The following is an 11,696-nucleotide window of genomic DNA, read 5'->3' on the forward strand; positions in this document are numbered from 1 at the left end:
AGACCGGACAAAAACCGAGTCGAGCGTGCTGGAGAGTGAGTCTCGTCTGAATGCGGCGATGGCCACGGCTGCGCGCCTGAAGGCCGAGGTGAACGACACGGAACTGGCGTTTCCGGGTGAGCTGGATGACGACGTTGAGCTGGTCAAACAGGAAACGGCGCTCTACCAGTCCCGTCGTGAAAGCCTCGAAAAAGGGCTGGCCGGGTTGCGTCAGGGTGCCGAGCTGGTGCAGCGCGAGCTGTCATTAACCCGGCCGCTGGTGACCCAGGGGGCGGCCAGCAAGGTTGAGGTGTTGCGTCTTGAGCGTCAAAAGAATGAGCTTGAGAATAAAATCACCGAGATGAAAAACCAGTATTACGTTCGCGCCCGTGAAGAGCTGGCGAAAGCCAACGCGGAGATTGAAGCCCAGCGTTCGGTGATGAAAGGGCGTGAGGACTCCCTGACCCGGCTGACCTTCAATGCGCCGGTTCGTGGGATCGTGAAGGACATTGACGTCACGACCGTGGGAGGCGTTATCCCGCCGAACGGCAAGCTGATGAGCCTGGTCCCGCTTGACGATCAGATGGTGGTCGAAGCGAAAATATCGCCGCGCGATGTGGCGTTTATCCATCCCGGTCAGAAGGCGCTGGTGAAAGTGACGGCCTATGACTACTCCATTTACGGTGGGCTGGAAGGGGAAGTGACCATGATTTCCCCGGACACCCTGCAGGATGAGGTGAAAAGGGATGTCTACTATTATCGCGTCTATATTCGTACCGACAGTAACCATCTGACCAATAAGCAAGGGCAGGAATTTCCGGTCTTTCCGGGCATGATTGCTACCGTTGATATTAAAACCGGCAGCAAAACCATTCTGGATTATCTGTTGAAACCGCTGAATAAGGCAAAAGAGGCGCTGCGGGAACGATAGGTGAAGGGCGTTCGGGAGACCGAACGCCTGGAGAATTATACGGTTGACGTCGCGTTGTTAGCGTGGCGTCGCTCTTTGGGTACTACGTTGATGTAATGCGTAACATAGGCAAAATATAACCCGGCATAATTTTCGACGAGTTCGATAAACGCCGGGTATATCGATAGCCGACCATCACCCCGATCTTTCAGGTAGCCTGCCTCCTGAGCCGATTTGATAATCCGGTTGACGTGGATACGCGAAACGAAAAATTCTTTTGCGAGCGTGCTGGCTGAATAGTCGATGACGGCACCATGGGCAGATTTATTTTTCATAGCCTGCAGGTAAAGATAAAGCATAATCATACGTCCGCCATCTTTATCGATAAATAATCCCACTTCAGGCAACACCTTCCTGAACGTTAATCCCCGAAAAAGATACTCTGCCGCGCGGCGGAAGAAGTTATTTCTCAAAATATCATTGTCCAGCAGGTTCACGTTAATATTGAATGTCGGGTAAAGAATACTGACGGGTAAAAAAGCGCCGGACATATAACGCTTAAGTTCATTCAGGCCTTTTTCAGTTGGCGCGATTCTCGTTTTGCGTCTGTCTTCCGTACAGCGCCAGGTCCTGATGCGCCCGGTGGTTCTCAGTATCGTAATGATCGCAATAACGCTGTTGGGGCTGGCTATCTTATAGCGAGAACATAAATCTTTAATCTCTGAAACTGACTCCGCCTGATTTCCAAAAATAAAACAACACATAGAAAGGATAATGTTAAATCGTGATTCCTGCAGCATTGTCTTGTAGAAAAGAGGTTGTTTTTTATAGATGGTGTCATTAATTGTGTAGTGCTCTAATATTGCCTCACCGAATCGCGGATTGTTCTTTATAACATCCCTTCGATGTAGCAAGGCCCTGGATGAGATGTGATTATCCATAGCATTTTTCTCGTATTTTAATGAGCCGATAGATGAAGTGTTCAGTCTTCTTTTTCGGAATTCTCATTATACCCTGAGAATGAGATATTTGCCGTTGTTATTTGCAAAGAAAGGTATATTTGCGAACTGGTGATTAACGCAAAGATGTTCCAGTGAATCAGGCTGATAACTGTATCTTGCCCTGAGGCTCCAGGATAAAATTACTGTTCTCAACGTGTGCAATAAATTTAATTTATTCACAAATGGAAACGGCGCTTTTGGTGCCCAGGAGCTGGTTATGATCCACAAAGTTTCTCTCAGAAATGGGGCGTGCGATGAACATAAATTTGTCGTTTCAGCCTGCGCGTTCACATTCCAGGGATATCGTGAGATCCTTAGCAGGTACGGAGTACAGGCCACGCATATTCACTTTGAGGGGGATGAGGTCTCTCAACAGGAACTGCAAAATATCCTTATAAATCAGAATACTCATATTGTAGCTTTTCTCGGCAAAGGTATTGTCGATCTTCTGGAGAGCCTGAAGCGACTGGCATCCGTTCTCAATGCACTCCCCGTTATTCGACGCGTCACCCTGTATGGTGACATACCGGATGGCTGGTTGTATCGCACCCTTAGCAGTCTTTTAAATAACCGCTATCAATTGTCATTAATTCGTATAGCCCATGTTTCAGATGTAATAACCTGTTTTCACACCCACCATAACGGGTTTAAGGACCGCTCACGTTTATTACGCGAACGCAGTACGGATATTTCTCCGCATGAAAATATTAAATGGCTTACAAAAAGAGAGATTGATGTATTGTTAAATTTCTACCGCGGCATGTCCGTAAAAGAAATGTGCGACAGAATGGGGCTCTCTAATAAAACGGTTTACACCCACCGCAAGGAAGGTGTGCTGAAATTAAGGTTAATTAAGCAATGGCTACACGATCCGCACAATTTAAAAGCGGAGGGAAGTATTAAACGGCGTAGTCAAAAAACGGAATTTACGGATAAGGAAGCAGAAATCTTCAATGCGTTGCATAACAAAGAGATATTTCCTGCCTATCAGATCATTACCGATCGTGATAAAAAAGGTGTAGGGTTTGAGATACTCATTCGCTGGAATAAGAATGGTAAGATTGTCAAACCAACCGGTTTTCTTACGGATATTTCCAGTTATGAGATATGGCTAAAAATAACGGCGCTAGTCATCCATGCCGCCGTATCAGGAATTAATAAGTATAACGGGAAATACTATTTTTCAGTGAATATCCCGCCTCGTCTGGCTTCCGGCAATGCCTTGCCAGATATGGCGAGAAAAGCCATCGGCATGCTGCTCAAACCGCAGTGGGCCGAAAAGCTGGTCTTTGAATTTGCAGAAGATATTGACGTGACGAAGGACAAAAGGATCCCTGAAACCATGCGGCATTTACGCAATACGGGGTGTCGATTGTTTCTGGATGACTGTTTCTCTAACCACCAAACCATGTTCCCGGTGCGCCAGGTGCATTTTGACGGACTCAAACTGGATCGGGACATCGTCGAGCATTTTGTGGCAAACGACAATGACTATAACTTGATTAAAGCGATACAGATTTATAGCGACATGACCGGGGCAGACTGCATTGCAGAGGGGGTTGATAGTGAAGAGAAATTCGAAAAATTAGTCGCGCTGGGCGTCAAAAACTTTCAGGGTTATTATTTATCGCGTGCTGTGAAAGAGGAAGAGTTAGACCGCATGGTCAGGTTGTTCAGTTAACAAAAAATAAAGCCCCGAAGGGCCTTTTATTATTTTCGACCCAGCAACAGGCCGAGAACAATACCGACCGCACCCGCTGCGACGAGGCCGGTGAGGGGATTATTTCTGACCGCTTCAGTAACATCGGAAACAGCATCGCTGGCCTGCGCGGCATATTTTTTTGCCGCACCTTTTACCTGATGCTTTGGTGAATCAACGAACTCACCAAACTGCTGCTGCGCCGAACCTGCAAGTTCATCAAGTTTATTTTTTGCTTTGTCTTCAGCAAACTGGGTGTTTTTATCAGTACCGATATCAGACATTTTTGCCTCCTTTGTTGATAATTAAAGGATAGCCGTTCTTTGCGGATGTGAGAGACGAAAGGTTAATTTCAGCACCCGACAGGGTGGTTTTCGGATATATCTCTGTGCGGGGGAACTCCCACAGAGAGCGGGGGTTGGCACGTCATTCCGGGCTGTCCGGCTCCCAGGAGAGGATATCGCCCGGTTGACACTGCAGTGCCTCGCATATTTTCGCCAGCGTATCAAAACGTATCCCTTTCACCTTGCCGGACTTGAGCAGCGACAGGTTTTGCTCAGTGATCCCCACAAAGGCTGCCAGTGCTCTGGACGTCATTTTCTTCTCTACCAGCATTTTGTCCAGATGAACCACGACAGCCATAATTAGATGAACTCCTTATTTTCTTCTTCCGCTTTGATCCCTTCGACCAGGGAGTGAAAGGTTACCAGCAGCAAACCGCCTGTTAATAACAGAACAAAATCCCCAAGCAAAAGGGTGACCTGGTAGTAATGTCCCGGCCACGCGATCGTCAGCGGGATCAAAAAGCGACAGACCGGCAGTGCGATCCCAAGGCTTAACATCGCGATGGCAATCTTGCGAACGCTGTTTGCCAGAGCCCGGGAGAGGATCTGTTTTTGACGAACCTGCCGCGTGACGCTCATTCCCTGCCAGACAGCGAAGGCAAACAGCCCCGCCGGAAGATAAAGGATCGCCAGCAGGAGTATCTGGCGCAGCGACGAAACCGTTGCAACAGCCAGATCGTCTTTCTGAACTTCGGCGAGCTTTAGCAGGGTGGAAATAAAAAACGACTCGCCGGTGAAATAAATCCACAAAGGGGTGATTAATACCAGGATGAGAAATAGCGGCAGCACCCCTGCGATGAACACCAGACTGAGTTTACCCCTCGCACCATTCACATCGAACCTTCCTGAGTGTTTCATATTATTTTAAGACCAGCATGCACAAGCATGACATAAGCATTAGCGCGATGGCAATCTTACCGCCGTTCAGCCAGTTAGCGGCGCGTTTCATCCAGGGTTTTGGCCACACATGATAGACGCAAAAGGCGAGATAAGACGCCTGAATCACCCAGGTGAGCATTCTGAACAGGTAGCCTGAACTGCTCAGATGGGTGATGGTCTGCATCATTTCCATGCAATAAAGAATGAGCCCAACGGTCAGCATTGTGTTCATCAGCCGAAGTTTATACTGCGCGGCCCACGTTCCGCACCCAAACAGCAGGGCCGAAACAAAGGTCAGTATCGCCCAGAGAATATCAATCCAGTTCATGATGCGCCTCTGCTGTATGAGATGACTGGGTTAATAGCAGCCGCATGGCCGGGATAACCACCGGCCACGCGGTGTCGGAGAGGATCACCACGGCGCTTTTACGCTGTCGGTCGAAGGCGATAGCGGAAGCGAACCCCGACGATTCACCATCATGCCAGGTGATATCGCGCCCCTGAATGCGTGTGGTGAACCAGCCATAGCCCACGCGTGAGTCGGGATCGTCAGTTGCAAACTGCGGCGTCATTGCGTCGCGCCATGCGAGCTGTCCTGCCAGCAACGACTGAGCGTAATGGGCCATGTCGACAATGGTTGAACGCACGCCTCCGGCAGGGGTAAATGCGTGCATTATCCACGGCGCTTCGCTCAGGCCGGAAGCGGACCGACCCCGGCTGAACGTGGAAGAGGCGGGCGTTGTATCACTGGCGACGACAGAACCTGTCATATGCCCCTGAGCGAATACGCGCGTTTGCAGGAGGCCAGCAAAAGATTGATGCGATGCACGCGCCAGCGCCAGTCCCAGCAGCGCATAGCCGGTGTTGGAATAGTCAAATCCGGCCGGGCGTTCGACGCTGGCTTTATTCACCATGTCTATTAATGTCTCCTCATCGAAGTCCCAGAAATTGTCTCGCAGGATGATGGACTTAATAACCTGAACTTTCTCGGGTAACGACGTCGCCAGCGGCGGCAGGCCGGAGCGATGTGAAGCCAGCTGCGCCAGGGTAATATCGCTAGCCGGGCCTGCGATCTCCGGAATAAGTTCACCGACGCGGGTTTGCGGAGTCGCCTCGCCGCGTCGCTGCGCCTCAATCAGCAGGCTGCTGGTCATGGTTTTGGTCAGGCTGGCGATTTCATACTGTTTTGTAAAATCGCTGTCCCACAGGGCGTACTGGACGCCTTTTGGCGTGATAAGTGCGACGGCAACGCTGCCACGCGCACCTCCGAGGAGTGGCGTCAGGAACGAAACGATGGTTGCATCACCCGTCTGGCGCGGGGACGGCGTGCTGACGCCCGGCTGCAGGTAGATGCCTGCGGCAATCAGCGACACAAAAACCACTCCTGCGGCTAACAATCGCCTGCGGCTGTATACATACTGCTTATTCATGGTCTGCGTCTCAGAACTCGTACTGAATCATTGATGACAGGGTGTACTGCATGCGGCTGTTAACCAGCGGGCTTTTACCCGCTTCATCAAGCAGGCAGGCTGCGCGACCGGTCACCCCAGCCGCCAGATTTTCACTGATGTGCCAGACCAGTTCGCTATCGACTCCAGCTTCCTGTAAACCCGAAGATGGGGAATACGCCTCAAACCCGGTGCGCTGAGACTGGTTCGCGGTGACGCCATAATGGCGCTGCTGATAGCCGCTGTTGGCCCAGGTGATGTCACCTGCGACCGAAAATTCGACGTCCTGCCCGCGCCAGAGGGTGGACTTTACGCCGCTGTTCACGGTCCTCGCCAGCTGCTGCGTCTCGCCACCGTACCGGTGTTTTTGCGTTGCACTTAACGCGCGCAGCCATATCATCCAGTCCTCGCGTTGATAACGCATTTCCGCGCCCGCCATTAGCATGTCGGCCATATCACCCATTCCCTGGAGATCACGGTTTTTTCGAGCGGAGAAGGGATAGTTAACCGTCTCTTTTCGCCCCTCATCAGAGGCCAGCAGCAGGCTCACGGCAAACGGGGCGTCGGGGTGATATGTCCATGCCAGCCCCTCCGTGGAGAGATCCCATTGCCCCCAGTCTTTACTCTTCAGACTCAGGCCGCCCTTCAGTAGCGGTCCGGGTGCGTAATGCCGCGATCCCGAATAAACGGGACTGACCGCGACGCCCAGACCCGCGTAACCGGACAGCTCCGCACCGTGTAAGGGGGCGCAAAGCACGATCCCCGCGAGCAAAACGCCATACAGCAGACTTCTTTTCATTCGATGCCTCTCCAGGCAAAAAGTAAGTTGAAGTGCGTGCAGGCTAGCCTGGAGTTTATCGTTTAACAATAAACATTTATTGTTTTACACTAAAATTGGTAGGGCGCTAAAGCTCTCACTACAAAAAGAGATGCGGCCGTGGAGGAAAGTACGATATCGTAACTCTATGATTGAATGAGGAGTTCGCAGGAACGCCGTCGCAACAGGACGATAAATGATTGATGACATCCGTTATCTGATAGTGTTTGCAAAGATTGCTGAAGCTGGATCCATTTCAGGTGGGGCAGAAGCGTTAGGGCTTACAACCGCAACGGCAAGCACGCATTTATCAAAGCTGGAAAAAAATCTTGGCTGCGCGCTGCTCTACAGAAACACCCGCAAACTTTCTCTGACTCACGATGGCGCAAATTTGCTGGAAACGGCTAAATCGATGCTGGCGCTGTATGAGCAGGGGGTCATTGAATTCAAGCAGCGTTCGATATCAACGGCGAATAAGCTTACTGTTTCACTTCCTGCCGTTTTTTTGAAGAGTGCGTTTACCCGGCATCTGGCCGATTTTATAAAGCGACATCCGGGCATTTTACTGAATATCTCTTACAGTGATACGCGCAGAGATATTATTGCCGATGGCATTGATGTTGCATTTAGAATCGGCGAACTGCCGGACAGTTCACTGAAAGCGCGCCATCTTTTTGTGCTGCCGCGCCAGGTTGTTGCTTCCCGTGATTTGCTCAGCCATTATCCGACGATTACGCATCCTGATGACCTGGCGCAACTGCCATGGATAGGACTCAATATGCGGCAGAATAGCCGGGAATTTCGCCATAAAAATGGGGAAGTGGCTGTCGTAACGTATACGCCTGAAGTGTATGTAGATAATGTCGAAGCCGCTTATGCGCTTGCCAGGCAACAAATTGGTCTCGCAGCACCTCCCCGTTATTTAAGCGAAGAGGACGTTAAGCGTGGAGACATGCAGGAAATACTCCCTGACTGGTCATTAGAACCGCTGAAAGTCTATGCCGTATGGCCTTCTAATATGTCGACCAGCAGTATTGCCTACAAATTGATTAGCGATATTTATAACGCGATTGAGTTTCACTCGTTATGAAGGGTTTAAAATGCTAAAGCGAGCATGTAACACGCCGTAATAAGCAACAGTCCGCCCATCAACACGTTAAACGTACGGATCTGCTGCGTACTCCTGAGCAGCACCGACACCTTTGCTCCCATTAATGCCCATGCGGATAGCGACAGGTAACAGACTAAAAAATAGACCGTTACAAAGACGAATGCTGTCGCAGGGTTTGAGGGTTCGGAAAACATCGCTGCCCCTGAGGCGCACGCGGTCCATGCCTTAGGGTTGATCCATTGCATGACAAAACCCTGAACAAAACCGGGTGCATCCGTTTTTGTTAATGATATATCGGGACGGGATGACGCTATCTTATAGCCCAGATACATTATAAATAAAGAACCGACAATATTAAGGTAACGGAAAAACAAAGGGTGTTTTTCGATTGCAGCGTAAAAACCGAAACAAATAAAGATAAGTAATAACGTAAACCCTATTGTTGCACCGGAGACAAATGAGAAGGTCTTTCTAAAACCGTGAGCGGCCCCAGACGATATAATTACCATATTAACGGGGCCAGGAGAAAATGAAAGCGTCAGTGAAAATATAAACATTGTGAAAATGAACAGCATTTTATCTCCGCGTGTTGGCTTATCTGCATTAGAGGTGCTGCGACGATTAAGTCGCGACTTTAATTCGTCATGTTTCTGAATACTAGCTGGGAACATACGTCAGAGTAAGTGTCATTTATCTAAAGGTGTGTTTGATTTTTTGCACAGATCGCGCAGTTGCGGGGTAGCGCCTGCCACAAGCAATCGGCAGGCGCGGGTGGCCCATAGGTAACGGATCCTAATATAATTTATGTAATGCGTGCGGTTTCTGAGTCAGGCATATAACAGCGCTTGTGAGAAAACGGAAATAAGGTGGTAAACAAGGGATCGTCAATTTAACGGCAGGTAGATATCCGTTTGCAGCGCATGTTCAGGCACCTCGTGAATAAAGTTGAGGTAGTGGAAAAATACCGGGGCATCGCGCAGCGTTTCGCCGCTGGCCGGCAGCCAGTCACGAAACATCGCCCACACCGTGGCGGAAATGGTATCCAGAGAACCCGTGTGACGGCCGACGGCGTAACGTCCGCCGTCGATTTCACCATTGGAAACCCCAAATTCATTCTCTGGTATCGCTTCAGCGATACTGCCGCAGATATCGAAACGAAAGGCGTCTGCTGGCGTGGTTGCCGGGTCATCCCAGGCAATGCCAAACGTACTGCTTTCGTGCACTGGCGATAAGCCCGTGGTTTTACGCCAGGCGATAAATTTCGCCGCGCTGTCATTAACCCGATCCGGGCTGCCACGGTGCTGCAGCATTGCCACTCGGGTCTGTGGGAAATCGACAATCTTAACTTCCATCGTTTTTTGCTCCTGAAAGGTCATTTTCGGTACGCGCTGGTGCCAGTTCAGCCAGTCCGGCTGTTGCCGAAACTGACGCGGGCTTTTTCCAAACGCATTTCTGAAGGCGCGACTGAACGATTCAGGGCTCTGGAACCCGGCATCGAGCGCAATATCAATCACCTTATCCTGAGGGTTAAACGCCAGTCGCCAGGACGCATGACGCAGGCGTAGCCACTGGATATAGCGATACAGAGGCTGACCGCTAAATGCCAGAAACTGCCGGTGAAAATGATAAGGCGAACAGCAGGCTAACGCGCTGAGCTTCTCCAGCGTGAGCGGTTCATCGAGATGGCGGGCGATATAGTCGCACACCATCGTGAAGCGCTCGCGGTAAGCCGTTTTGATTGCATCATTCATTGCATCCTCCTGATGACCCACTTTGCCTCAGCGAACGGCCAGAATCCTGACCGATCTTGCTAATTATGGAGAAGTTATACTGGCCGCATACCGTTGTGCGGCAGCAATCGCCCTGTCGTCAAAAATATACTGTTCGAAATGATGGCTTGCATCGGTGACGCGATAAATTTTCCATTTACCGTCTTCTATGCGCAGATACACTTTTAGCTGCAGTTTCCGTTCATTACCCACACCCAACTGAACGTTAACAACTTTCCCGGACGCAGAGTTAATCGCATTGCTTACGCTTAGGTCAGGGATCCACTCAGCCGCATACTCCTGCGTATAGGTAAAATAGTCGGAACCGATAATTTCTTGTTCATAGAGAGAGGAAATTTTCTGCAGTCGGGAGAGTGTGTCTTGCGCAATATAGTCACGCATTTTTGGTGAATCGAGATTATCTTCTTTGCTGTCTGTAACGAAAGCAGTGAGGTAAAACGTGTAAAAGTCATGAGTACGTTTTTCCGGCGCATCCATTTGTGTTGAACATCCTGTCAGTAACAGGCATATCAAGAGAACGTTGCGCATCAAAGCATGTCCCGCCGCTGTGTGTTTGTCCCATGCCATGTGTTAACTCCTGTTGTATATGAAAACGTCACTAAACAACGAGAGTGTGCATCCGCTTAGGCAATAAATGTTATTGAAAAACAATATATTTCAGTTGGTTATACCTTTCTGTACTTTATCTGCACGGGTGATGAGTTACTGAAGGTGTGTTATTGCTATCGCGTCCCAAAATGGAAGGTTTACATCGCCGGATAACTAAAATACCATACCCCCCTATAGTATCAGGAGGGCGTATGCCGCATTCACCCGAAGATAAAAAACGTATTCTTACCCGCGTCCGTCGCATTCGGGGCCAGGTTGATGCCCTTGAACGCGCGCTGGAGTCGGGTGACCCCTGTCTGGCCATCCTGCAGCAAATCGCTGCCGTGCGCGGGGCTGCCAATGGCCTGATGGGCGAAATGGTTGAAATTCACCTCAAAGATGAGCTGGTAGCGGGGGAAACCACGCCGGATCAGCGAGCCGTACGCATGGCTGAAGTCGGCCATTTGCTGCGCTCTTATCTAAAATAAACCCACACACCTGACAAAAAGGGAAGACATGATGAAATCTCGCGCTGCAGTTGCATTTGGTCCCGGCCAGCCGCTGAAAATCGTTGAAATCGACGTGGCACCGCCGAAGAAAGGCGAAGTGCTGATCAAAATCACCCATACCGGCGTGTGCCATACCGATGCGTTTACGCTGTCGGGGGACGATCCTGAAGGCGTCTTCCCGGCGGTACTCGGCCATGAAGGCGGCGGGATTGTGGTGGAAGTGGGTGAGGGCGTGACCAGCCTGAAGCCGGGGGATCACGTGATCCCGCTGTACACGGCGGAATGCGGCGAGTGTAAGTTCTGTAAATCCGGCAAGACCAACCTCTGCCAGGCGGTGCGCGCCACCCAGGGGAAAGGGCTGATGCCGGACGGCACTACCCGTTTCTCTTATAACGGCGAGCCTGTTTATCACTACATGGGCACCAGCACCTTCAGCGAATACACCGTTTGCGCGGAGATCTCGCTGGCGAAGGTAAACCCGCAGGCGCCGCTGGATAAAGTCTGCCTGCTGGGCTGCGGCGTGACCACCGGTATTGGCGCGGTGCATAACACGGCAAAAGTCAAAGAGGGCGATACCGTGGCGGTGTTCGGTCTCGGCGGCATTGGTCTGGCGGTGATTCA

At 50.6% G+C, this 11,696-nt stretch carries 15 protein-coding genes; 5 read left to right on the plus strand and 10 right to left on the minus strand.

Features of this window, described 5'->3' with window-relative positions; all coding sequences use genetic code 11:
- On the plus strand, positions 1-910 hold a 910-nt coding region (locus tag DOU50_RS03060), incomplete at its 5' end, for an HlyD family type I secretion periplasmic adaptor subunit (RefSeq protein WP_148768779.1).
- 35 nt (positions 911-945) lie between these two features.
- On the opposite strand, the gene DOU50_RS03065 is transcribed toward DOU50_RS03060, so the two are convergent.
- The gene (locus tag DOU50_RS03065) at positions 946-1,830 is read right to left on the minus strand and encodes a hypothetical protein (protein WP_061715199.1); all 885 of its coding nucleotides are present in this window, start codon (positions 1,828-1,830) and stop codon (positions 946-948) included.
- A gap of 277 nt (positions 1,831-2,107) precedes the next feature.
- Between DOU50_RS03065 and DOU50_RS03070 the strand changes: the two genes are divergently transcribed.
- Complete coding sequence (locus tag DOU50_RS03070) at positions 2,108-3,571, plus strand: EAL domain-containing protein (protein WP_148768780.1); 1,464 nt, start codon at positions 2,108-2,110, stop codon at positions 3,569-3,571.
- A 29-nt stretch (positions 3,572-3,600) separates the two neighbouring features.
- On the opposite strand, the gene DOU50_RS03075 is transcribed toward DOU50_RS03070, so the two are convergent.
- The 6 genes from DOU50_RS03075 to DOU50_RS03100 form a co-directional block, all read right to left on the minus strand.
- The gene (locus DOU50_RS03075) at positions 3,601-3,873 is read right to left on the minus strand and encodes a DUF883 family protein (protein ID WP_024908392.1); all 273 of its coding nucleotides are present in this window, start codon (positions 3,871-3,873) and stop codon (positions 3,601-3,603) included.
- A gap of 142 nt (positions 3,874-4,015) precedes the next feature.
- Positions 4,016-4,231 carry a helix-turn-helix domain-containing protein gene (locus DOU50_RS03080; protein WP_024908393.1) on the minus strand — a complete coding sequence of 72 codons (216 nt, stop codon included), beginning with the start codon at positions 4,229-4,231 and terminating at the stop codon, positions 4,016-4,018.
- Positions 4,232-4,233: 2 nt separating this feature from the next.
- Positions 4,234-4,791: a DUF2975 domain-containing protein gene (locus DOU50_RS03085; protein WP_228117500.1), complete on the minus strand. Its 558-nt coding sequence runs from the start codon at positions 4,789-4,791 to the stop codon at positions 4,234-4,236.
- A 1-nt stretch (position 4,792) separates the two neighbouring features.
- Positions 4,793-5,140: a hypothetical protein gene (locus DOU50_RS03090; protein WP_148768781.1), complete on the minus strand. Its 348-nt coding sequence runs from the start codon at positions 5,138-5,140 to the stop codon at positions 4,793-4,795.
- Positions 5,127-6,185, minus strand: coding sequence for a serine hydrolase domain-containing protein (locus DOU50_RS03095; RefSeq protein WP_228117501.1), 1,059 nt, complete (start codon positions 6,183-6,185; stop codon positions 5,127-5,129). The genes DOU50_RS03090 and DOU50_RS03095 overlap by 14 nt, the downstream gene beginning before the upstream one ends.
- 67 nt (positions 6,186-6,252) lie before the next feature.
- On the minus strand, positions 6,253-7,059 hold the full coding sequence (locus DOU50_RS03100; RefSeq protein ID WP_148768783.1) for a MipA/OmpV family protein: 807 nt from the start codon (positions 7,057-7,059) through the stop codon (positions 6,253-6,255).
- A gap of 214 nt (positions 7,060-7,273) precedes the next feature.
- On the opposite strand from DOU50_RS03100, the gene DOU50_RS03105 reads away from it, so the two are divergent.
- Positions 7,274-8,167: a LysR family transcriptional regulator gene (locus tag DOU50_RS03105; protein ID WP_148768784.1), complete on the plus strand. Its 894-nt coding sequence runs from the start codon at positions 7,274-7,276 to the stop codon at positions 8,165-8,167.
- A gap of 5 nt (positions 8,168-8,172) precedes the next feature.
- On the opposite strand, the gene DOU50_RS03110 is transcribed toward DOU50_RS03105, so the two are convergent.
- The 3 genes from DOU50_RS03110 to DOU50_RS03120 form a co-directional block, all read right to left on the minus strand.
- The gene (locus tag DOU50_RS03110) at positions 8,173-8,763 is read right to left on the minus strand and encodes a LysE family translocator (protein ID WP_148768785.1); all 591 of its coding nucleotides are present in this window, start codon (positions 8,761-8,763) and stop codon (positions 8,173-8,175) included.
- 309 nt (positions 8,764-9,072) lie between these two features.
- The gene (locus tag DOU50_RS03115) at positions 9,073-9,939 is read right to left on the minus strand and encodes an AraC family transcriptional regulator (RefSeq protein WP_148768786.1); all 867 of its coding nucleotides are present in this window, start codon (positions 9,937-9,939) and stop codon (positions 9,073-9,075) included.
- 63 nt (positions 9,940-10,002) lie between these two features.
- Positions 10,003-10,545 carry a YbjP/YqhG family protein gene (locus DOU50_RS03120; protein WP_228117502.1) on the minus strand — a complete coding sequence of 181 codons (543 nt, stop codon included), beginning with the start codon at positions 10,543-10,545 and terminating at the stop codon, positions 10,003-10,005.
- A gap of 233 nt (positions 10,546-10,778) precedes the next feature.
- Between DOU50_RS03120 and DOU50_RS03125 the strand changes: the two genes are divergently transcribed.
- Together DOU50_RS03125 and DOU50_RS03130 are read left to right on the plus strand one after the other, a co-directional pair.
- A complete protein-coding gene (locus DOU50_RS03125) occupies positions 10,779-11,054 on the plus strand; it encodes a metal/formaldehyde-sensitive transcriptional repressor (RefSeq protein ID WP_021242544.1) in 276 nt (91 codons plus the stop codon).
- 31 nt (positions 11,055-11,085) lie between these two features.
- Positions 11,086-11,696, plus strand: a 611-nt coding sequence (locus tag DOU50_RS03130; RefSeq protein ID WP_148768787.1) for an alcohol dehydrogenase catalytic domain-containing protein, incomplete at its 3' end; no start/stop codon positions are given.

Source organism: Enterobacter sp. C6 (genome assembly GCF_008122455.1).
Lineage (GTDB): Bacteria > Pseudomonadota > Gammaproteobacteria > Enterobacterales > Enterobacteriaceae > Enterobacter > Enterobacter pseudoroggenkampii.

Excerpts from the sequence above, each read along its gene's own strand:
- DOU50_RS03075 (WP_024908392.1), bottom strand. The coding sequence starts at position 3,873 with ATGTCTGATATCGGTACTGATAAAAACACCCAGTTTGCTGAAGACAAA.
- DOU50_RS03105 (WP_148768784.1), top strand. The coding sequence starts at position 7,274 with ATGATTGATGACATCCGTTATCTGATAGTGTTTGCAAAGATTGCTGAA.
- DOU50_RS03085 (WP_228117500.1), bottom strand. The coding sequence starts at position 4,791 with ATGAAACACTCAGGAAGGTTCGATGTGAATGGTGCGAGGGGTAAACTC.
- DOU50_RS03120 (WP_228117502.1), bottom strand. The coding sequence starts at position 10,545 with ATGGCATGGGACAAACACACAGCGGCGGGACATGCTTTGATGCGCAAC.
- DOU50_RS03080 (WP_024908393.1), bottom strand. The coding sequence starts at position 4,231 with ATGGCTGTCGTGGTTCATCTGGACAAAATGCTGGTAGAGAAGAAAATG.
- DOU50_RS03110 (WP_148768785.1), bottom strand. The coding sequence starts at position 8,763 with ATGCTGTTCATTTTCACAATGTTTATATTTTCACTGACGCTTTCATTT.
- DOU50_RS03090 (WP_148768781.1), bottom strand. The coding sequence starts at position 5,140 with ATGAACTGGATTGATATTCTCTGGGCGATACTGACCTTTGTTTCGGCC.
- DOU50_RS03065 (WP_061715199.1), bottom strand. The coding sequence starts at position 1,830 with ATGGATAATCACATCTCATCCAGGGCCTTGCTACATCGAAGGGATGTT.
- DOU50_RS03100 (WP_148768783.1), bottom strand. The coding sequence starts at position 7,059 with ATGAAAAGAAGTCTGCTGTATGGCGTTTTGCTCGCGGGGATCGTGCTT.
- DOU50_RS03070 (WP_148768780.1), top strand. The coding sequence starts at position 2,108 with ATGATCCACAAAGTTTCTCTCAGAAATGGGGCGTGCGATGAACATAAA.
- DOU50_RS03125 (WP_021242544.1), top strand. The coding sequence starts at position 10,779 with ATGCCGCATTCACCCGAAGATAAAAAACGTATTCTTACCCGCGTCCGT.
- DOU50_RS03115 (WP_148768786.1), bottom strand. The coding sequence starts at position 9,939 with ATGAATGATGCAATCAAAACGGCTTACCGCGAGCGCTTCACGATGGTG.